Here is a 19,992-nt window from a genome sequence, read left to right on the forward strand (position 1 = left end):
CAGCAGTGGATGAAGTACAGCACCCACGCCCGGTGTCGGACGCATTGGGCACGATGGGCTCAGCGACGGCGCCCGGCCCGACGGAGCGTCAGTAACGGTGGTCGCGCAGGGTTTCGGAGAGGGCGGAGCGCAGCTCGGGATCGGTCAGCGCCTTGCGGCCCTTTATGGCGAGCGCGGTGAGCAGGCCCGTCTCGTCGCCCGACGCGCCGGCCGCCGCGCGGGAGGGGAGCAGCCTCCGGCGGGGCAGCCCGCCGGAGAGGTGTCCCAGCAGCTCCTGCCCCGCGGGCGAGGCCCAGCTCGTATAGGGGTGGATCTCGATCCTGGCGATCGCGAGGCAGGCGCCCGTCAGCAGCAGCGGCAGCGAGAACCAGGCCGCCACCTGCCCCTGGTCCGTGCCCGGCGCCGCCAGCAGCACGGCCGTGCCACCGGTCACCACGATCAGCAAGCAGGCCCCGCGGACCTGCCGCACCGCGGCGGACATGTGCGTACGGGCCGGGGCGGGCACCGCGAGCCCGGCGGCGGTGAGCCGGTCGGCCAGCGCCCGTACGGCGTCGGCGGCGGCGTGCGCGGCGCGCACCTCGGGCACCGGCGACTGGCCCTCCGGCCCTATGGCGGTGATCACCGAGCGCTCCAGCTCGTCACGGCCCACCGGGTCGACGACCGTCGCCCAGCCGGTGTGGGCCAGCAGCAGCCGGCGCTGCCGGCCCATGGTGACCAGCGCGAGGTCGGTGACCCGGTGCGGGCCGCCGGCGAGGAACGCCGCCTCGTAGAGCGTCAGCGTCCGGAGCCGGACGCCGCCCGGGGCGGGCTCCGGGGCCTGCCCGGCGGCGGCCGCGGCCAGGCAGAGACGGCCGCAGGTGAGGAAGGCCGCGGCCCAGGCGACGAGCAGGAGGATGACCCACATACAGGATGTGTACTCGACCGCCCCGTGATCCCGCCATCGGTCGGACCGACATCCGGACGGTTATTCCGTCCGGATACGGTCATCGGTCCGCCGGGAGCCGGTCAGCCGCAGCGGCGGCCGGTGTTGACGCAGCGCACGGCGGTCGCCATGAGGCCGCGCGGCATCACGTTCTCGAAGTCGGCGTGGTCCGTGACCGGCTTGCGGAGCTCCTCGGGGAAGCTGTCGACCGCGTAGACCGGGCCCGGCGGCACGGCGTAGGTCAGCGTCATCCGCAGTTGCGGCACAGGTGTGCGGCCACGGGGGCAGCGGCCCGTCGAGGTGTCCGGGAAGCCGATGTGCGAGCGGTGATCGTCGCTGTCGGTGTGCCGGCCGTCCCAGCAGCTGGGGAAGTCCAGCAGCCGCACGACCCGGCTGCCGGACGGGCACAGCGGATACCGGTCCGTGAAGGCGCGGTCGGTGAAGCCGGTGCAGGTCCACCGCGCGCGGGCGTTCGCCGTCCCGTTCGTGAGGGCCTTCGCGTCGCCGGTGATCACCCGCAGCGCGTCGGGCATCGCGGTGACGCGGGCGGCCGGATTGCCGCGGAAGGTGAGCGCGACGCTGTCGGCGGTCAGCACGCGCCCGGGGTTGGCCCGGTCGGCCGCCCCGTGCCCCTCGGCGCCGCGGGTCAGGACGCGCAGGACCGGCCAGAAATACGTCGACTTGTCGCCCTGTGCGCAGGTGGTGCCCGCCGCGCGCAGCGAGTCGTCGGTGGAGAAGGCGTCGGTCGAGCGGTTGCCGACGTAGTCGTGCAGGTGGTGGGCGCCGTTGGTGACGCCCGGGGTGACGATGAAGTTGTCGGGGTTGCGGTGGCCGTTCTCGTTGCGGCCGCAGCGGGTCGTGAAGGAGCCCGTGGAGGCGTCCGGCCCGTTCCGCGGCTCGCGGGGTGCGGGCCGCGCGGTGCGGATGTCGGCGAAGTCCGCGGCGGACGGGCCCGCGTGGGCGTGCGGGTCCGAAGGCTCGGGGTGGGCGGAGGCGCTGCCGGTGACGGCGGCGAAGGTGCCCGCCGAGCCGAGCAGCGCGAGTAACGCGATGAGGACGAGGTGCTTGGCGCCGAGCCGGCGCCGGTGACGTACGGACACGGGAACTCATTTCTCCGAGGGTTCGGGGGACGAGGGGGTCGCGGAAGGCGTGGTGCTGCCGGGGGCCGGCTCGGGCCGGGTGGCGGCCGGGGGGAGCGGGAAGGGGCTGGGTGGGCGGATGCCCGTCGGGATCGCGGTCGGCGGGGGCGGCTGCTGGAGCTTCGTGCCGGCCGCGATGCCGTCGAAGTCGACCAGGCCCGTGTCCTCCAGCACCTTGATGTGGTCGAGGACGGTGGAGTTCGCATCGTCGGCGAGCTCCCGCACCGCCGAATTGCGGGTCGTGGCCCGCACTTGGGCGACGACCGTGAAGACCGTGCCGTGCGCGAGCCGCAGGATGTTGGTGAACTCCCGGTCGTAGCGGCCGCCCTGCGCCGCCCCGAGCCGGGTCAGCCACTGCCGCTGCTGGGCGCTCGGCTGACTCGGCAGCTCCAGGCCCAGCCGGGCCGCGACGTCGCGGACGTGCCGGTCGAGCGCGGTGTGGCCCTCGACGAGATGCTCGCCCGCCCGCCGCACGGCGGCCGTGGTGCCGCGCTCCTCGGCCTGCTGCCCGGCGGGCAGCTCCCAGAGCCCGGCCTGCCGGACGCGGCCGACGAAGTCGCGGTCGAGCGCGGACAGCGGCCCGAACGGCGTGGCCACGGACCCCGCGGTGAGGTCCACGGCCCCGGTGCCGGTGCGGTCGCGGTAGGACCAGAGAGGGAAGAACAGCGCGGCGAGGGTCGCCGTGAGCGCGGTGACGACCAGGCCGGTGCCGGTGAACGATCGCATGATGCCTCCTCGTGCGGCACCGCACCGTAGGCCCTGCGTGCTGATCGGCAAGGGACTTCCGCGAGCCCGGCCGCCGGGGGCCGCCCCGGACCGGGGCGTGGCCTGGACCTTCACCCGTTTCCGGAATCCGGCCCGCGGATGTGGTCTGCGTCACTAAGGAGGCGAGGCTGCCCGTGGCGGGTGGGGCGGTTGGTACGTTGACCTGTTCCGCGCCGCACTCCCGCGAGGCCCCGGGCGCTGGTGAGGCCCCGCGATCGGGGGGATGTCGCGGGGCCTCACCGTCTCAAACGGACGGTCGACCGGGTTGGTTCCCCCGCATCTGCGGCAATATGGCGGGTGGGGGGTGATGGTCGTGCGTGAGCGGCCGGACGGGAAGACGAGCGCCAACGGAAAGCCGTACGACCCTGAGCGGCTGTTCCTGCCCCCCGACGACGACCTCGCCCCCAACCGGCCCGGCGAGACGCTCCGCGCCCGGCTCGACGCCTCCGGCACGGGCCGCGTGGCCCTGGCGCTCGCCCGCTGCCTCGGCCGGCGCCCCGTCGAGGACGTCTGGCGCCGCGCCCTCGCGGCCGAACAGACCGTCGGCGCGGCCCTGGACGAGCTGACGGCGGGCGGCTGGGACGTCGTCCACTCGATCGTCCTGCCCGGCGACGCCGTCATGGCGCACCTCCTCATAGGCCCCGGCGGGGTCTTCGGCGTCGCCTCCAAGGCCGCGCACAAGGCCCGCGTCCAGGTCGGCGAGACCTCGGTCCGCATGTCCCGCGAACGCCACCCGCTGCCCTACGTCCGCGAGATCCGGCACGACTGCGCGCGGGCCTCGCTCGTCCTGACGAAGGGCTGCGGCTTCCTCGTCCAGGTGCGGCCGGTCCTGGTGCTCGTGGGAGCCGAACACGTGGAGGTGGCGCCGTCACTGGAGGACGTGCTGGTGCTGGAGGACCCGGCGGCGGCCACGCTCGGCGCCGGCGGCGGAGTGCTGCACCCGCGCCGCGCCGACCGCGTCCACACGGTGGCCCGCAACCGCCGCGTCTGGCTGTGGGCCTGAGAGGTCACCGCCCGGGTGAATCCTCGGCCTCTTTCGGGGCGCACGGTGCGGTGACCCGCCGCAGGTGACCGGGCCGGTGCCAGCATGGGCGGGACGCGCGCGCTCGATCCGTCCGCCTGCCGTAGGGAGCCGTCGCAGTGCCAGCACCGGGCCCTGACCACCCTCCGACGCCCGAGGGACGCGACGGCGGCACGGGTCCGACGCCGAGCCCTGCCGGAGGCGGCCCGCACCTGCTCTCTCCTGTGGCCGGGGATCCGGCTGTGAAGTCCGTGAGCGGGTGCGGGGGCAGTGGTGGTGCGCCGCCGCCGGTGAGTCCTGCTGGATACGAATCGGGGTTGCCTCTTCCCGTGGCCGGGAGCGGGTGCGGCGCTGGTGCAGGGGTGACGTCGCTTCTCGTGGAGTCGGCGGCGGGGCCTGGTGGGTGTGAGGCGGGTCCGGTTCTTGCTGTGGGCCGGGCTTCTGCCGTGGCGGCGTCGCCGCCGTCAGCGCCCGCTGGACGCGAATCGGGGTTGCCTCTTCCCGTGGCCGCGAGTGGGTGCGGTGCTGGCGCAGGGGTGACGTCGCCCTTCGCGGAGCTGGCGGCGGGGCCTGGCGAGTGCGAGGTAGGTCCGGCTCTTGTCGTAGCCGCGCCGCCGCCGTCAGCGCCCGCCGGGACCGAGCCGGGCTCGCCTCCTCCCGTGGCCGGGGATCCCGCCGTAAAGTCCGCGACCGTACCCGGGAGTTACCCGACCCCCGCCGCTCCTCCGCTGAAGGCCCGGACGCGGCGGCTGGCCGGAGTGGCGCTCGCCGCCGTCGCCGTGTTCGCCGTCGCCTCGCCGTCCGTCGCCCGGCCCCCGCGGCCCCCCGCCTCCGTCGAGATCTCGCCCGGCGCCTGCGGCACCGTCTGGCCCCACCCCCGCCCCGGCACCCAGGTCTTCGTCCTGCACAACACCTCCGCCACCGCGACCGAGGCCCGCCTCGTGGACCGTGCCGGCGCCGTCCACGCCGAAGCCGAGGCCCTCGCCCCCGGCACCCACAGGGCGCTGCGCGCCCGGCTCGGTCCCGGTGCGTACGCCTTCGTCTGCTTGCCCGAGGACGCGGACGCCGTCACCGGGCCCACCGTGCGGATCTCCGGGCCCGCCCGGGGGAGCGGCGGCGGGCCCGCCGCCGTCCCCGTCACGAACGAGGACCTCGTCCCGGCCGCCCTGGACTACCAGCGATGGGTCGGCGAGCGGATGGACACCCTCGTGACCTCGACGGACGCCCTGCGGGCGGCCGTCGAGCGCGGCGACCGGGCCGCCGCCCGCGCGGCCTGGCTGCCCGCCCACCTCGCCTACGAGCGCCTCGGCGGCGCCTACGGGGCCTTCGGGGAGGCGGGCCGCGCGGTCGACGGCACCGCCGCCGGGCTCCCGGGAGGCGTGCGCGATCCGGGGTTCACGGGCTTCCACCGCGTCGAGCAGGGCCTGTGGCACGGCGAGCGCGGACCCGCCCCGCGCCGGGCCGCGCGCCGCCTCGCCACCGACGTCCGCGCCCTGCGCGACACCTGGGAGCGGACGCGCATGGACCCCGCCGAACTCGGCCTGCGCGCCCACGAGATCCTGGAGGACACCCTGGAGCACGAGCTGACCGGCCGCACCGATCACGGCAGCGGCACGAACCTCGCCACCGCCCGCGCCAACCTCGACGGCACCCGCGCCGTACTCGACCGCCTCCGGCCGCTCCTGCGCGGCCGCTACCCGGACCTCGCCGGCCTGGACCGGCACCTGAACCGCGCCGCAGCCCTGCTGGACCGCCAGGGCCCCCGCCCCGGCCACCCCCGCTGGACCCCGCTCGCCCGGCTCACCCGCGCCGACCGCGAGCGCGTCGACGCCGCCGTCGCCGACCTCGTGGAACGCCTGGCCCCCGTCGCGGCCCTGTGCGAACCCCGGAGGGCACCATGACGTGGCCGCGGCGGCGCGGTCTCCTGCGGGGCGCCGCCCTCGGGCTCGGCGGGGCCGTGGCCGGGAGCGTGCTCGAACGCGGCGGCGGGCCGCGGCGGTTGCCCACCGGAGAGACCGGCGCCACCGCCCCCGCGCCGTACGCCGCCTTCCACGGCACCCACCAGGCGGCCGTGCTCACCCCGCCCGCCCGGAGCACCGCCTTCGTCGCCTTCGACGTCACAGCCGACGGCCGCGGCGAGCTCACCGACCTGCTGCGCACCCTCACCGCGCGGGCCCGCTTCCTGACGGCCGGCGGCACCCCGCCACCGGTCGGCATCACCGGCCCGCCCTCCGACTCCGGCCTCCTCGGCCCGAGCGTCCCCGCCGACGGCGGGCTCCGCGTGACCGTGGCCGTCGGCTCCTCGCTCTTCGACGACCGCTTCGGGCTGTCCGGCAGCGCCCCGCGCCGGCTGCGGACCATGCCGGCCTTCCCGGACGACGACCTCGACCCCGCCTGGTGCCACGGCGACCTCAGCGTCCAGTTGTGCGCCGACAGCACCGACACCGTGCTGCACGCCCTGCGCGACCTGACCCGGCACACGCGCGGCGGCCTCCAGATCCGCTGGCGGACCGACGGCTTCACCGCCCCGCCCCGCCCCTCCGGCACCCCCCGCAACCTCTTCGGCTTCAAGGACGGCACCGCCAACCCCGACCCCCGCGACACCCGCCTGATGGACCGGCTCGTGTGGACCGGCGCCCACGGCGGCGAGCCCCGCTGGGCGGCCGGCGGCAGCTATCAGGTAGTGCGCCTGATCCGGATGCTGGTCGAGTTCTGGGACCGCGTCCCCCTCACCGAGCAGCAGCGGATCCTCGGCCGCGACCGCGACACCGGCGCCCCCCTGGACGGCGACCGCGAGTCGGACGCGCCGCGCTACGCCCTCGACCCCAAGGGCGAGGTGATCCCGCTGGACAGCCACATCCGGCTGGCCGGCCCGCGGACCCCCGAGGCGGAGCACCGGCGGCTCCTGCGCCGCTCGTACAACTACGACCGGGGCACCGACCGCAACGGCAACCTCGACATGGGGCTGCTCTTCTGCTGCTACCAGCAGGACCCGGAGCGGCAGTTCGCCGCCGTGCAGCGCGACCTGGCGGGCGAGCCGCTGACCGACTACGTCACCCCCTTCGGCGGCGGGTACTTCTTCGCGCTACCCGGGGTGCGCGACCGCGCGGACTTCTACGGCCGCGCCCTGATGGACGAGAGTGGGACCGCACATGCTCCGTAACGCCCATGCCGGCACAGTCACCCGGTGCCCCGGCCTCGTCGCCGCGCTCGGCGCCGCCGCGCTGGCCATGGCACCGGCCACCCCCTCGCGGGCCGCGGACACCGCGTCGCCCGTCGAGCACCTGGTGGTCGTCTTCGACGAGAACGTCTCCTTCGACCACTACTTCGCCACCTACCCCGAGGCCGCGAACACCGACGGCACCCGCTTCACCGCCGCCCGCGACACCCCCCGCGTGGACAACCTCCGCACCGCGGGCCTCCTCAAGAAGAACCCCAACCAGTACCCGCCGAAGCGGCTCGGCCCGCGGCAGGCGATGACGTGCGACCAGAACCACTCCTACAGCCCCGAGCAGTACGCCGCCGCCGGCGGCCGGGCCGACCGCTACGTCCAGAACACCGACTCCGGGAAGTGCTCGGGCAAGCTCTACGGCGAGCCCGGCCTCGTCATGGACTACTACGACGGCAACACCGTCACCGCGCTGTGGAACTACGCCCAGCACTTCAGCATGAGCGACCGCTCCTTCGGCACCACCTACGGCCCGTCCACACCCGGCGCGATCAACCTGATCTCCGGCCAGACCCACGGGGTGGTCTCCACCGACCCCGCGTCCGGCACCGAGCACCCGCGGCGCACACCGAAGCCCGACCCGTACGCCGTGGCCTCGCCCGGCGCCGACGGCGTCGGCACGATCGTGGGCGACCCGGACCCGGCGTACGACGACTGCTCGGGCAACGACCACACCGGCCGCAGCCCCCTGGCCGCCCTCAAGGGGCCCAACATCGGCGACCGGCTCGGCGAGGAGGGCGTGTCCTGGGGCTGGTTCCAGGGCGGCTTCCGGCCGAGCACCGCCTGGGACGGCCGCCGCGGCCACTACGCGAAGTGCTCCGGCAGCACCCACACCAACACCGGCGGCGCGCGGGTCGTCGACTACAGCCCGCACCACGAGCCGTTCCAGTTCTACGAGTCGACCGCGAACCCGCACCACCTGCCGCCGCGCTCCGTCGCCGAGATCGGCCACGACGGGCCGGCCAACCACCAGTACGACCTGACCGACTTCGACGCGGCCCTGCGCGCCGGACGGCTGCCGGCGGTGAGCTTCCTGAAGGCCGCGGCCTTCCAGGACGGCCACGCCGGATACTCCGGTCCGCTCGACGAACAGCACTTCCTGGTGGAGTGGATCAACAAGATCCAGAGCGCGCCGGAGTGGCGGAACACCGCGGTCGTGATCGCCTACGACGACTCCGACGGCTGGTACGACCACGCCTACGCCAAGCCGCTCAACGGCTCCCTCGACCGCGGCAAGGGCCCCAGGGGACGCGCCGTCGACAGCCCGGCCTGCCGGAGGGGTCCCGCCCCCGCCGGGGGCTTCGCCGACCGCTGCGGGCCGGGCCCCCGGCAGCCGCTGCTGGTGATCTCGCCGTACAGCAAGGCCGGCACGGTCGACCACACGCCGACCGAGCAGACCTCGGTGCTGAGGTTCGTGGAGTGGAACTGGCACACCGCCCCGATCGGCGGCGCGTCCTTCGACACCCGTGCCGGGTCGCTGCTGAACCTCTTCGACTTCGAGCACCCGCACGTGCGGCCGGTGCTGCTCGACAGGGACGGCTCCGTGCGGGAGGAGGGGGACGCGGCGGCCCAGGTGCCGGCGGGGGAGCCGGGCTCGCAGGCCGCCGCGGCCCCGGCCTCGCCGGGGCCGCGGTCCGGGATGCCGGCGGGCGTGGTGCTGGGGGCGGCCGTCACCGCCACGGGTGTCACGGCGGTCCTGCTGCGCAGGCGCCGCCGCAGGCGTGGCTGAGCGGTCAGCGCACGGCCGGGAAGGAGCTCGTGAACAGCGAGCGCAGCAGGGCCTCGTCGGAGGGTGGCAGCTCCGCCACGAAGCGCGTCAGCACCGCCTCGCGGTCCGCGAGGCCGTCCAGGACCCTGCGCATGCGCCGCGCTGCCAGCCCCGCCTCGTCGGCCACCGGCGCATAGGCGTACGCCCGCCCCCGCGGAGTGCGCGAGAGCACCTCCTTGCCGTGCAGCCGGGACAGGATCGTCACCACCGTGCTGTACGTCAGCTCACCGGCCAGCCGGCTCTGGACCTCGCGGGGGGTCAGCGGCCCCTCGGCGCGCTGCAACGCGGCGAGCACCTCGCCCTCCAGCGCTCCGTTCGCGCGGCGGCGGCCGCGGTGCACCACGGAGGTCGGTGTGGCTGTTTCCATGCGGGTGGTGATTCCTTCTGCTGTTCCCGGGCCGCTGTTCCCGGAGCTCCGCTGTTTCCCGAAGCTCCGCGCGGTCACTTCGCGCGGACCGGAGGCCCAAGATCCACTGCTTTTACAAGGGTGTAGAAACGTTACGGTACCCGAACAGGTCGCCTGATTCGGAATCCACGGACATCCTTCGTACCCACGACCCCCGCGAGGTCGTAGGGTCGAGCGGTGTTCGAACGACGAAAAGGGGCGCACGCCCGGACCCACGCCGCCCCGGCCCGCCGGAGGCGCGCCGCCCCCCGCAAGCGCAGGCTGCGTCCGGCCTACCCGCGCCCGGGGCGGCAGGGCTTCCGGCGCTGGGTGCCGTCGTGGCGCCAGAGCCTGGGGCTCTTCCTCTCCGCCGGAGGGCTGCTCACCGCGCTCGTGGCGATCATGTACATCCGCACCGACATACCCGCCGACCTCAACGCCTTCGCCACCCAGCAGGACAACGTCTACTACTGGGCCGACGGCACCGAGATGGCCCGCACCGGCGAGGTCAACCGGCAGGACACCGACCTGCGGAAGATCCCCGAGCAGGTGCGCTGGGCCGCGCTCGCCGCGGAGAACGAGACCTTCTACTCCGACAGCGGCATATCGGTGAGCGGCATGACGCGCGCGGTCTCCAAGATGGTGACGGGCGGCAGCACCCAGGGCGGATCCACGATCACCCAGCAGTACGTCAAGAACGCCTATCTCAACCAGCGGCAGACCTTCTCCCGCAAGCTCACCGAGATGTTCATCGCCATCAAGCTGGACAACAGGATGTCCAAGGACGACATCCTGGAGGGCTACCTCAACACCAGCTGGTTCGGACGCGGCACCTACGGCATCCAGCGCGCCGCCCACGCCTACTACGGCAAGGACGTCTCCCAGCTCAACGCGAGCGAAGGGGCCTTCCTCGCCTCGCTGCTCAAGGGCGCCGGGCTCTACGACCCGTCGCTGGGCGCGAAGAACCACGCGCGCGCCGTCGACCGCTGGAAGTGGATCCTCGACCGGATGGTCACCATCGGCGAGCTCTCCAAGGAGGAGCGGGCCCGCTACACCACCTTCCCCGAGCCGCAGGCCCCGCCGAAGCCCGCCGGGCTGACCGGGCAGACCGGCTATCTCGTGGAGACGGCACGGGCGTACGTCAGCGCCCACACCGAGGTCACCGACCACGACTTCGACCTCGGCGGCTACCAGATCCGCACCACCTTCGAGAAGCCCAAGGTGGAGGCGCTCGACAAGGCCGTCCAGGAGGTGACGGGCAAGCTCGACCTGGAGAAGCGGGACGCCGACAAGGACGTGCGCATCGGCGCGGCCTCGGTCACCACCGACGGGCGCATCGTGGCCCTGCACGGCGGCCCGGACTATCTCAAGCAGGGGTTCAACGACGCCAACTCCTCCGTCGTCCCCGCGGGCACCGCCTTCACGCCCTTCGTCTACGCCGCCGCCCTCGGCGACGGCATCCAGCGCGAACGCGACAAGCCCCGCACCCCGGTCTCCCCGTCCACCGTCTACGACGGCGACAACCAGGTGACCCTCATGACCCCCGAAGGCCCCTACTGGGACCGCTCCGGGAAGATCGTCAAGAGCACCAACGACGGCGGCAGGTCCTGGGGGAAGATCAGCCTGCGGGACGCCGTCGCCCAGTCCGTCAACGGCCCGATGATGCAGCTGGGCATGGACGTGGGCCTGGACCGCGTCGGCAGCACGGCGGTGCGGACCGGCCTGCTCGCCGACAGCCTCGGCACCAAGGTGCCCGTCTTCTCCCTGGGCAACACCACGCCCAGCGCCATCCGGATGGCCGGGGCGTACGGCACGTTCGCCGCCCAGGGCCTGCATAGCGAGCCCTACTCCGTGGACAAGCTGAGCCGCAACGGCAACCCCGTCACCGTGGAGAAGCCGACGGCCGAGCGGGTGCTGCCGCAGCGCGTCGCCGCGGCCGTGGACGACGCGCTGCGCGACGCCGTCAGGAAGGGCAGCGCGAGTGCCGCCGGGGCGGTCGCGCCCGGCTCGGCGGGCAAGACCGGCACCGAGGTGAAGAACAAGTCGGCCTGGTACGTCGGTTACCAGGGCAAGCTCTCGACCGCCGTCTCGCTCTGCCGCATCGACCCGAAGACGCAGGAGCTGCTGCCGCTGGACGGGCTCGGCGGCGCCGCGAAGTCCGCGGCCGGCAGCACGTACCCGATCGACATCTGGTCGGCCTACACCAAGGGGCAGAAGGACTGAGACGCCGCGAGGCGCCGGACCGTCCGGGTCCGGCGCCTCGCGGTCCGCCCGAGGGGCGGGCCTACTTCACGAACGTCGCCCAGTCCGGGGACTGCGCCGGGTCCAGCCCGCGCAGCTTCGCCAGCACCTTCGGGTCCTGCGCGTCCAGCCAGTCGGCGAGCTCCTTGAACGACACGCAGCGGACGCCGTCCCGCTTGCAGACCGACTGCACGACGTCCTCGACGGCCTTCATGTAGATGCCGCCGTTCCAGTCCTCGAAGTGGTTGCCCACGAACAGCGGCGCCCGGCTGCCGTTGTAGACCCGCTCGAAGCCGTTCAGATAGCCGTCGCGGGTCAGCTTCCGCCACTCCGCGTACTTCGCGGGATCGCCCTTGGTGTTGTCACCGGACTGGTTGTAGAGGAAGTTGAAGTCCATCGACAGGACCTGCTTCTCGCTCTTGGGGTAGGGCAGCAGCTGGAGCGGGAAATTCCAGATGCCCTGGATCTGGGAGGGCCAGATCTGGAAGTCGCCGGGCGAGCTCGCGTCGTACCGCCAGCCGAATTCCTTCGCCGCCGGTATCAGCGTCTTCTGCCCCTCCAGGCAGGGGGCGCGGCCGCCCACCAGCTCCTTCTTGTAGTCGAAGGGCAGCGGCGGGAGGTCCTTCAGGCCGGTGTTCGTCTTCCAGTTCTCCACGAAGGAGTAGGACTGCTCGATCTCGCTCTTCCACTCGGCCGGGCTCCAGTCGCCGCCGCCCTTGGGGCCGCAGAAGTGGCCGTTGAAGTGCGTGCCTATCTCGTTGCCGTCGAGCCAGGCGCCGCGTATCTGCTCGACGGTGTCCTTGATGTGCGGGTCCGTGGCGAAGTCGATCGCCGCCTCGCCCGGCTTGTGCTGCGGGGGCTTGTAGAGCGTGGCCTTCGACTTCGGCAGGAGGTACATGCCGCTCAGGAAGAACGTCATGTGGGCGTTGTTCTCCTTGGCGACCTCGCGGAAGTGGGAGAGCTGGTGGTCGTCCCCCTCCAGCGCGCCGTCCCAGGAGAACACCACGAACTGCGGGGGCTTCTCGCCCGGCTTGAGCTTCTCCGCCTTGGGCCGGTTCGGCTGTGGGCCGGTGTCGGAGGTCGAGCCGTCACCGAGGACGTGGACCTTGCCGTCCCACTTCTCCTCGGGCTTCTTGCCGGTCCCGGACTCGCCCTCCGGGACGTTCTTCGCCTTGTCCTTCGACGGCGCGGACGCGGACGAGGGGGAGCTCTTGGCATCGTCGCTCTTGCCGGAGTCGCAGCCCGCGAGCCCCATGGCGAGGGCGGCCACAGCGCCCGCGGTGACCAGAGCCGTCCCGCCCCGCAAGGTCCTTTTCGACAAGGTACTTACCCCCTGGCGCCGTAAACAGATGTTCTGGCGGCAAGTATCACAGGTCGCTCGCGCGGCCTCGCAGGGCCGGGGGTCCCGACGCGGCCGGCACCGTACCGGGACGCTGCGGACATGTCGGCATCACCGGCAGCCGGCCCGTACGTCCCGGGGCGGTGGGACGGGCAGCCGGGCGCGGAAGGTGGTCGCTCCCGGGGCGCCGAGGACGGTGAGGGTGCCCTTGTGGATGGCCGCGATGTCGCGGGCGATCGGGAGGCCGAGGCCGGCACCGCCGTCGTCACGGCTGCGGGCGTCGTCGAGGCGGGCGAACCGTTCGAAGATCTTCTCGCGGTCGGCGGGCTCGATCGGCGGCCCGTCGTTGGTCACGTCCAGGACGGCGTGACCGGATGCCCGGTCGGTGCCGAGGCGGACGGTGATGTGCCCGTGGGCGTGGCGCTGGGCGTTGTCGAGCAGGTTCGTCAGCAGCCGTCGCAGCCACAGGGTGTTGCCGGGGACGGTGATCGCCGTCGGGGCGTGGACGGCGACCGGGTGGGCTTCGACGCCGCGGGCCGCGACTGTGGTGTGCACCAGGTCGGCGAGGTCGACGATGTCGTCGGGCCGGTCGCGGTCGGTGGTGTCCAGACGCGCGAGCAGCAGGAGGTCGGCGGCGAGTGCTTGCAGACGTTCGGTGTCCTCCAGGGCACCGGCCACCAGCTCCGTGCGCACCTCGGGATCCGAGTGGGCCAGGGCGACTTCGAGCTGGGTGCGCACGACGGTCAGGGGGCTGCGCAGTTCGTGGGAGGCGTCGGCGATGAAGCGCCGCTGCCGTGTGCCCGCCGCTTCGAGGCGCTGGAGCATGGCGTTCATGGTGTCGGCGAGACGGGCGATCTCGTCGTCGCTGCGGGGGCCGGGGACGCGGCGGTTCAGGTCCCGGTCCCCGATGGCGGCGACCTCGGCACGCATGGCCTCGACCGGCCGCAGGGCACGGCCGGTCGCCCGCCAGGTGAGAGCGCCGACGGTGAACAGCAGGACCGTGCTCAACGCGACGAGGGCCGCGGTGGTGAGGTCTTCGGCGGCGTCGGCGGTGCGCAGGGACGCGCCCACGTAAATGGTGACCGGCCCGGTGGGGGTGGTGGCGGCGACGCTGGTGACGCGCTGGTGGTGAGCGTGACCCCGCGCGTCGAGGTTGAAGGCGCGGTGGCCGTGGGGGTGGCGGGCGGGGGCGAGTGGGGGGCGGCCGGTGAGGTTCTGACTGGCGGCGACCACCCGGCCGTGTCCGTCGACGACCTGGATGAAGTCGGTGCCGTGGTCGAGGGGGAGAGGCTGGGCGAGGCGGCCGTCGGAGGCGAGGCGGGCGACGGCCTGGGCCTGCTCGCGGGCATCGGCCTCGACGGTGCGTTCCAGATTGACGCGCAGCAGGAAGACGACGGCGGCCGAGGCCACGGAGAGGACGACGGCGACGCTGGCGCAGGCGGCGAGGGTGGTACGGGCGCGGACCGAGCGTGGTGTCAGGCGGCCGGCGAGGGCCGCGGCGCGCGGGTGGCGCGCCAGTCGGCGGTGCACAGCCGCGCGCAGCCGGCGGGGCGTGGCGCCGACGCGCGTCCGGTCAGCCACCGTCGGCCGCCAGCCGGTAGCCGGCGCCGCGGACGGTCTGGACCGCGGCTCGCCCGAAGGGGGTGTCGATCTTGCGCCGCAGGGCGCTGACGTGGACCTCGACCGTGTTGGGATCGCTGTCGAAGGCGTTGTCCCAGACGGCGTCGAGTATCTCCCGCTTGGAGACGGCCTCGCCGGCCCGGCGGGAGAGGTGGTCGAGGATGGCGAATTCGCGGGGGGTGAGGGGGATGGCGGTGCCGGCGCGCGTGCAGGTGCGGGCGGCGGAGTCGACCACGAGGTCGCCCAGGACGGTGCGCCGGGGCGCGCGGCTGCCGATGCGGCGGGCCAGCGCCTTGAGGCGGGCGACGAGGACGACGAAGGAGAACGGTTTGGACAGGTAGTCGTCGGCGCCGGTGTCGAGCGCCTCGGCCTCGTCCCATTCGCCGTCCTTGGCGGTGAGCATCAGGATGCCGACGTCGCTGCCGCAGGCCCGCAGGCGGGAGCACACGCGGTAGCCGTTGAGACCGGGCAGCATGACGTCGAGCACGACCACGTCGTAGCCGTGGTCCATGGCCTGCGCCAGGCCGGAGGGGCCGTCGTGGGCGACGTCGACCGTGAATCCATGGGCGGTCAGCCCGTGCCGCAGGGCCAGGGCCAGCCGGCGTTCGTCCTCCACCACCAGTACGCGCATGCGCACCAGGGTCGCAGGTCGCCGCGCCGGGCAGCCGACGGCATCCGCCGGTCTTCAGCTGATCTTCAGCAACGCGCGGACATCCTGCCGGTGTCGCCCGGGGACGGCCCGGGCCTGCCGAGAATCGGGGTGTCCCATGAACGAGCCCATGGGTACGGGTGGAACGTCGCCGCAGGAAGAGCCGAAGGCCGCGGGCAGGACGCGTACGGCTGCGGGCCGTGCCGGCCGGCTGGTGCGCGGCCGGCCGGCACGCTGGGTCGCGGCCGGGGCGGCCGTGCTGGTGATCGGCGGTGGCGCGGCGGCGGTGGCCCACCACCACGAGGGCGAGGAGGGGCACGGCCACGGTCACGACCGCAGGACGGCCGCGGGTGACCGCGGATGGCACGACGGGCGGGACGGCCGTGAGGACGGCCGTGACAGCGGGCGGGACGGCCACGCGGCGCCGGCACCGCTGCCGTCGGCGAACGCGGCCGACGCGATGGCCAAGGCCGCGTCGGCGGTGCCCGGCGGCAAGGTGGAGTCGCTGAACCCGGTCGGCGAGCAGGGCGGCGGCCGGGCCTGGCGGGTCGTGGTCCTGGGCGGCGACGGCGTGCGGCACGCGGTGACCGTCGACGGAGCCGGCGACACGATCACCGGCAACACCGTCCTGGGCGGCTGACCCACCGACCGGGCGCGGCCGGGCCGCGCCGACGAGAAGGGAGCGTCGTCGTCTTGGGCGCCACGACATCCACCCGGGCGGCCCACCGCCGCCGGGCCGTGCCGGCGCGGCCGGTCATGAGCAAGGTCCCGCAGGTGACAGCGGTGTTCTGGATCGTCAAGATCCTCACCACCGGCATGGGCGAGACCACCTCCGACTACCTCGCCCGGACACTCGGGCCCGTCCCGGCGGTCGGCTCGGCCGCCCTGCTGCTCGCCGCCACGCTGATCGCGCAGGCCCGCACCAGCCGCTGTGTCCCGGCCGTGTACTGGGCGGCGGTGATCATGGTGAGTGTGTTCGGCACCATGGCCGCCGACGTCGCGCACGTCGCCCTCGGCGTGCCCTACGCCGTCTCCGCGACGGCATTCGCCGTGGCGCTCGCCCTGGTGTTCGTCCTGTGGCGCCGGACGGAGGGGACGCTCGCCGTGGAGACGGTCGCGGGCGGCCGCCGCGAAGTCTTCTACTGGTGCACGGTCATGGCCACCTTCGCGCTCGGCACAGCGGTCGGAGACCTGACCGCGGCCACCCTGGGCTGGGGCTATCTGCCTTCCGCGCTGCTGTTCACCGCCCTGATCGCCCTGCCCGCCCTCGCCCGTCGCCTCTCCGGCCTGCCTTCGGTCCTGACGTTCTGGTGGGCCTACGTACTCACCCGTCCACTCGGCGCGTGCTTCGCCGACTGGGCCGGCGTCAGCCACGAGCGTGGCGGCCTGGACCTCGGCACCGGGCCGGTCAGCCTCTTTCTCGCGGTGGTCATCACGGCGGGCGTGGCGTGGCTGAGCATCACCGGGCGACGCGCTTGGCGAGCACCGGCCTGACGGTTCCTGTCGTCCGCGGCGACCGAACACCCCGGAACGCAGGCCATGTTCACGCCGCGTACGCGCGATGGGGTGCGGTCAGGGGCGGCGGTTGTGGGCGCCGGGGGGTGTAGCCGAAGGCTCGGCGGAAGACGTCGATGAAGGCGCTGCTGGAGGCCCAGCCGCAGCGGTGGGCGACCACGGTGACCGGTTCGCCGTCGGCCGGCATCCGCAGGGCGTGGTAGAGACCTCGCCGCTGCTGGCCCTCCCCGCCCTGCCCGGAGCCGCCCTGTGCGTGGCCGCCTGCCGGTCGGTCAACTCCCGCCGTCCGTCAACTCCCGCCGTCCGTCGGCGCACTCGCCCGGCGGTGCCGGCCGGGCCGGCAAGGACGACTGGGCGTCCTTCCTCCGACTGTCCGGGGCCATCGTCTGCCGGTCGGTCGTCTTCGTCGGCCTGAGCGCGTTCATCTCGCTCTACGCGCGCCGGCGGACGGGCGGGCGGTGAGGGCTCCGGGACGGCCGCTCTGGTGCTGCTCTACCTCGGTGGCGCGGCAGGCACCGTGGCCGGCGGAAGCCTCGCCCGCCGCTTCGGCCGCCTCCCGGTCGTGCGGTGGTCCTACGCGTTGAACGTCCTGGCCGTCGCAGGGGTCGTGCTGACACCCGGGCCGCTGCTCTACGCGTTCGTCGCGCTCGCCTCAGCGGGCCTGTACGTGCCCTTCTCCCTGCACGTCACTCTCGGCCAGGACTACCTGCCGGGGCGGGCCGGCACCGCCAGTGGCGTCACCCTCGGGTCTCGCCGTCAGCGTGGGAGGACTCGCCCCCCTCATCGGAGCACTCGCCGACGCCACCACGCTGCGGACCGTCCTCGCCCCGCTGATCCTCCTGCCCGCCCTGGGCGGGCTCCTCCTGCGCTCCCTGCACGAGCCCGAGCCGCTCGGAACAGCCACGGGCCGAGGGGCCGACACGCCCGCCGGGCACCGGGCCGTGAATGAACGTCAGATCTGAACCCGGCCCCGCCGGTCAGCGCGCGCGAAGGGCGGGGTGCTCCGCGACGACGGTGGCCGAGCCCGGCGCGATCTCGGTGTACCCGGCGTCGTGGACCACCGGCAGCCCGCTCGCCGTCAGTTCCGCCCAGCGCTCCGCGCCGGCCGTGCGCACGGCGAGAGGGAAGCCGCCCTTCCGCCAGACCTCGCGCTCCTCGTCGGGCAGCATCCACCAGGCCAGCTGCGCGCCGTGCCCGACCTGCGCCATCGCCTTGCCCGCCGACATCTCCAGGCCCGGGTTCAGCCACATCACCGCTGTCCGGGCGTCCGGAGCGGCAGGCGGCTCGAGCTCGTCCAGCTCGGTGCCCGACACCTGGAGCCTCGCCAGCTCCTTGGGCCAGCCGTCCAGCGGCACCGGCGGGAAGACGCGCACCTCGGCGCGCTCACCGGTCACGGTGATGCCCGGCAGCGTCGTCGCCTTGCGCCACTCCTTGCCCCGCGCCCGCCGCACCACCTTGCGGATCCGGGAGTCCTGCCAGTCCCGCACGGCCCGCGCCCACTCCCCGTCGGCCCCGTCGACCGTCCGGGCCCGCTCGTCCGACAGCAGCGTGAGCACCGCCCGCGCCGAGGTCTCCAGGGCGTCCGTACGGTCCGGAGGAGCGTCCTTCTCGATCCGTACGACGAGCGGCAGGACGAACTCCCGCGCCGCGTCCGGGAGCTCCCCGGCTTCGGAAGCGGCGTCGGTCGCGGTGTCGGAAGCGGTGTCAGAACTGGTCACCCGCACAGTCTGCCAGCAGCCTGATGGGTGCATGGCAGGGCCCATTACTGTGACCGCATGAGACTTAAGGGGGCACCTGGCCTGCGGTGCTCACCGCGCCGGCCGCCGCCACCGTGCTCGCCGCGTTCCTGGTGCTCCTCGCGGGGGCCCGCCAACGCCGCCGTGACGGGGCTGGTCCCGGGCTCCCGCGACGGCACGGTGCACCTCTCCCTGCTGCCCCTCGCCGGGGCCGTGCCGCTCACGGCAGCGGCCGTCGCCGTGGCGTGCGCGCTGAGCTCCCGGCGGACGTGAGGCATGGGCGACCATGGGGGCATGGACGCACATCAGGACGAACGGCACGGCGGCTTCGCCGACTGCGTGCACTGCGGCAGGCCCACCGAGCATCCGGCCCAACGGCCCGGCATCACGCTGTGCCCCGTCTGCGAGTGGCAGGAGGCACAGCGGACGGCCTGTTCCGGCTGACCGGACTCCGGGTCCTCGGTCAGTGCTCCTTCTCGGCCAGCGACTTCGCGTCACGGGCCAGGGCGGTCAGCCGGGATATCGCGCGGAAGTATTTCTTGCGGTAGCCGCCGTTCAGCATCTCCTCGCCGAAGAGCTCGTCGAACGGCCGCCCGGAGGCCAGCACCGGCACCTCGCGGTCGTAGAGCCGGTCCGCCAGGACCACCAGCCGCAGCGCCGTCGACTGGTCCGGGACCGGCTCGACGCCGGTCAGGCACACCGCCTGTATCGAGTCGCACATGGCGCCGTAACGGCTCGGGTGGACCTTGGAGAGGTGGTCGAGCAGCGAGGGGAAGTCGTCGAGCGAGGCGCCCGGCGTGGTGTACGCCGTACGGGTGACGACGTCGTCGCTGTAGGGGGCGGGCGCCTGCGGCAGGCCCCGGTGGCGGTAGTCCTCGCCGTCGATGCGCAGCGGCCGGAAGCGCGCGGACAGGCCCTGGATCTCGCGCAGGAAGTCCGCGGCGGCGAAGCGGCCCTCGCCGAGCTTGCCCGGCAGCGTGTTGGAGGTCGCGGCGAGTGCCACGCCCGCGTCCACGAGCTTGCCCAGCAGCGTGGAGACGAGCACCGTGTCGCCGGGGTCGTCCAGCTCGAACTCGTCTATGCACAGCAGCCGGTGGCCGCCGAGGGTCTGCACGGTCTGCTGGAAGCCGAGCGCGCCGACCAGGTTGGTCAGCTCCACGAAGGTGCCGAACGCCTTCTGCTCCGGCGCGGCCGGTGTGGCGTGCCAGAGGGAGGCCAGCAGGTGGGTCTTGCCGACGCCGTAGCCGCCGTCGAGATAGACGCCGCGGGGCCCGTCGGCGGCGGGCTTCGCCTCGCGCCGGAACCAGCGCTTGCGGCCCGCGCCGGTCGCGCTCGCGCCGCCCAGCCCGGCCGCGAAGGCGTCGAGCACGCGCACGGCCTCGGCCTGGCTGGGCTGCTTGGCGTCGGGTATGTAGGTGTCGAAGCGCACCGCGTCGAAGCGCGGCGGCGGCACCATCTCGGCGACCAGACGGTCCGCCGGTACGTGCGGGGCGCGCGAGGTCAGGGCGATCGGCGAACCGGCGCCCTGCCCGGCTATCGGACCGGAGGCATCGGCCGGGGCCGGGGCTGAGGAGGCTGCCGGGGCTGCCGCGCCGGAAGCGGATGCGGTGGAGGCTGACACAACCGTCCAGCGTAGTCGCTGTGCGCCCCGCACCGGCCATCG

21 protein-coding genes are annotated in these 19,992 nt (G+C 73.9%); 11 read left to right on the forward strand and 10 right to left on the reverse strand.

Translation table 11 applies throughout. From position 1 onward, the window contains the following. Positions 1 to 88: 88 nt before the first annotated feature. From ACFY1P_RS18565 to ACFY1P_RS18575, 3 genes are all read right to left on the reverse strand, one after another. Positions 89 to 904 carry a TIGR04222 domain-containing membrane protein gene (locus ACFY1P_RS18565; protein ID WP_361530446.1) on the reverse strand — a complete coding sequence of 272 codons (816 nt, stop codon included), beginning with the start codon at positions 902 to 904 and terminating at the stop codon, positions 89 to 91. A gap of 101 nt (positions 905 to 1,005) precedes the next feature. Beyond that, positions 1,006 to 2,022: a DUF1996 domain-containing protein gene (locus ACFY1P_RS18570; protein ID WP_390751144.1), complete on the reverse strand. Its 1,017-nt coding sequence runs from the start codon at positions 2,020 to 2,022 to the stop codon at positions 1,006 to 1,008. 6 nt (positions 2,023 to 2,028) lie between these two features. Further along, positions 2,029 to 2,787 (reverse strand): DUF4142 domain-containing protein, encoded by a 759-nt coding sequence (locus ACFY1P_RS18575; protein WP_390751145.1) that lies wholly within the window; start codon positions 2,785 to 2,787, stop codon positions 2,029 to 2,031. Between the two features lie 352 nt (positions 2,788 to 3,139). On the opposite strand from ACFY1P_RS18575, the gene ACFY1P_RS18580 reads away from it, so the two are divergent. The 4 genes from ACFY1P_RS18580 to ACFY1P_RS18595 all read left to right on the forward strand — a co-directional run bounded on the left by ACFY1P_RS18580 (position 3,140) and on the right by ACFY1P_RS18595 (position 8,805). Further along, complete coding sequence (locus tag ACFY1P_RS18580) at positions 3,140 to 3,829, forward strand: nuclease-related domain-containing protein (RefSeq protein ID WP_390751146.1); 690 nt, start codon at positions 3,140 to 3,142, stop codon at positions 3,827 to 3,829. A 776-nt stretch (positions 3,830 to 4,605) separates the two neighbouring features. Beyond that, positions 4,606 to 5,748, forward strand: a complete 1,143-nt coding sequence (locus ACFY1P_RS18585; protein ID WP_390751147.1) for an imelysin family protein — start codon at positions 4,606 to 4,608, stop codon at positions 5,746 to 5,748. Beyond that, complete coding sequence (gene efeB / locus ACFY1P_RS18590; RefSeq protein WP_390751148.1) at positions 5,745 to 7,010, forward strand: iron uptake transporter deferrochelatase/peroxidase subunit; 1,266 nt, start codon at positions 5,745 to 5,747, stop codon at positions 7,008 to 7,010. Before ACFY1P_RS18585 ends, efeB begins: the two co-directional genes overlap by 4 nt. Further along, positions 7,000 to 8,805, forward strand: a complete 1,806-nt coding sequence (locus tag ACFY1P_RS18595; RefSeq protein WP_390751149.1) for a phospholipase C — start codon at positions 7,000 to 7,002, stop codon at positions 8,803 to 8,805. The genes efeB and ACFY1P_RS18595 overlap by 11 nt, the downstream gene beginning before the upstream one ends. Before the next feature lie 4 nt (positions 8,806 to 8,809). On the opposite strand, the gene ACFY1P_RS18600 is transcribed toward ACFY1P_RS18595, so the two are convergent. Beyond that, a complete protein-coding gene (locus ACFY1P_RS18600; RefSeq protein WP_361531525.1) occupies positions 8,810 to 9,211 on the reverse strand; it encodes a BlaI/MecI/CopY family transcriptional regulator in 402 nt (133 codons plus the stop codon). 216 nt (positions 9,212 to 9,427) lie between these two features. Between ACFY1P_RS18600 and ACFY1P_RS18605 the strand changes: the two genes are divergently transcribed. Then, positions 9,428 to 11,452 (forward strand): transglycosylase domain-containing protein, encoded by a 2,025-nt coding sequence (locus ACFY1P_RS18605; protein WP_390751150.1) that lies wholly within the window; start codon positions 9,428 to 9,430, stop codon positions 11,450 to 11,452. A gap of 61 nt (positions 11,453 to 11,513) precedes the next feature. Here the strand turns inward: ACFY1P_RS18605 and ACFY1P_RS18610 are convergent, their stop codons facing one another. From ACFY1P_RS18610 to ACFY1P_RS18620, 3 genes are all read right to left on the reverse strand, one after another. Further along, the gene (locus ACFY1P_RS18610; RefSeq protein ID WP_390751151.1) at positions 11,514 to 12,791 is read right to left on the reverse strand and encodes a hypothetical protein; all 1,278 of its coding nucleotides are present in this window, start codon (positions 12,789 to 12,791) and stop codon (positions 11,514 to 11,516) included. 129 nt (positions 12,792 to 12,920) lie between these two features. Continuing rightward, the gene (locus ACFY1P_RS18615) at positions 12,921 to 14,390 is read right to left on the reverse strand and encodes an ATP-binding protein (RefSeq protein WP_390751152.1); all 1,470 of its coding nucleotides are present in this window, start codon (positions 14,388 to 14,390) and stop codon (positions 12,921 to 12,923) included. Continuing rightward, positions 14,383 to 15,060, reverse strand: coding sequence for a response regulator transcription factor (locus tag ACFY1P_RS18620; protein ID WP_361531537.1), 678 nt, complete (start codon positions 15,058 to 15,060; stop codon positions 14,383 to 14,385). Before ACFY1P_RS18620 ends, ACFY1P_RS18615 begins: the two co-directional genes overlap by 8 nt. A gap of 136 nt (positions 15,061 to 15,196) precedes the next feature. Here ACFY1P_RS18620 and ACFY1P_RS18625 point away from each other — a divergent pair, with 136 nt between their 5' ends. Beyond that, positions 15,197 to 15,718 carry a hypothetical protein gene (locus tag ACFY1P_RS18625; protein WP_390751153.1) on the forward strand — a complete coding sequence of 174 codons (522 nt, stop codon included), beginning with the start codon at positions 15,197 to 15,199 and terminating at the stop codon, positions 15,716 to 15,718. Between the two features lie 53 nt (positions 15,719 to 15,771). Continuing rightward, positions 15,772 to 16,572 carry a hypothetical protein gene (locus ACFY1P_RS18630; protein ID WP_390751154.1) on the forward strand — a complete coding sequence of 267 codons (801 nt, stop codon included), beginning with the start codon at positions 15,772 to 15,774 and terminating at the stop codon, positions 16,570 to 16,572. Positions 16,573 to 16,621: 49 nt separating this feature from the next. Here the strand turns inward: ACFY1P_RS18630 and ACFY1P_RS18635 are convergent, their stop codons facing one another. Then, the gene (locus tag ACFY1P_RS18635; RefSeq protein ID WP_390751155.1) at positions 16,622 to 16,780 is read right to left on the reverse strand and encodes a hypothetical protein; all 159 of its coding nucleotides are present in this window, start codon (positions 16,778 to 16,780) and stop codon (positions 16,622 to 16,624) included. Positions 16,781 to 16,842: 62 nt separating this feature from the next. Here ACFY1P_RS18635 and ACFY1P_RS18640 point away from each other — a divergent pair, with 62 nt between their 5' ends. Further along, entirely contained in the window at positions 16,843 to 17,055 is a 213-nt protein-coding gene (locus ACFY1P_RS18640; RefSeq protein WP_361531543.1) for a hypothetical protein, read from the forward strand. Between the two features lie 299 nt (positions 17,056 to 17,354). Beyond that, complete coding sequence (locus ACFY1P_RS18645) at positions 17,355 to 17,555, forward strand: hypothetical protein (RefSeq protein ID WP_361531546.1); 201 nt, start codon at positions 17,355 to 17,357, stop codon at positions 17,553 to 17,555. Positions 17,556 to 17,570: 15 nt separating this feature from the next. On the opposite strand, the gene ACFY1P_RS18650 is transcribed toward ACFY1P_RS18645, so the two are convergent. Next, entirely contained in the window at positions 17,571 to 18,311 is a 741-nt protein-coding gene (locus ACFY1P_RS18650; RefSeq protein WP_390751156.1) for an aminoacyl-tRNA hydrolase, read from the reverse strand. A gap of 162 nt (positions 18,312 to 18,473) precedes the next feature. On the opposite strand from ACFY1P_RS18650, the gene ACFY1P_RS18655 reads away from it, so the two are divergent. Together ACFY1P_RS18655 and ACFY1P_RS18660 are read left to right on the forward strand one after the other, a co-directional pair. Then, positions 18,474 to 18,602: a hypothetical protein gene (locus ACFY1P_RS18655; protein ID WP_361531552.1), complete on the forward strand. Its 129-nt coding sequence runs from the start codon at positions 18,474 to 18,476 to the stop codon at positions 18,600 to 18,602. A gap of 21 nt (positions 18,603 to 18,623) precedes the next feature. Further along, on the forward strand, positions 18,624 to 18,773 hold the full coding sequence (locus ACFY1P_RS18660; protein WP_390751175.1) for a hypothetical protein: 150 nt from the start codon (positions 18,624 to 18,626) through the stop codon (positions 18,771 to 18,773). Positions 18,774 to 18,792: 19 nt separating this feature from the next. On the opposite strand, the gene zapE is transcribed toward ACFY1P_RS18660, so the two are convergent. Beyond that, positions 18,793 to 19,866 carry a cell division protein ZapE gene (zapE, locus tag ACFY1P_RS18665; RefSeq protein WP_361531570.1) on the reverse strand — a complete coding sequence of 358 codons (1,074 nt, stop codon included), beginning with the start codon at positions 19,864 to 19,866 and terminating at the stop codon, positions 18,793 to 18,795. Between the last annotated feature and the right edge of the window lie 126 nt (positions 19,867 to 19,992).

Origin of the sequence: Streptomyces sp. NPDC001407, from assembly GCF_042895325.1 — a bacterium.
Classification (GTDB): Bacteria; Actinomycetota; Actinomycetes; order Streptomycetales; family Streptomycetaceae; genus Streptomyces.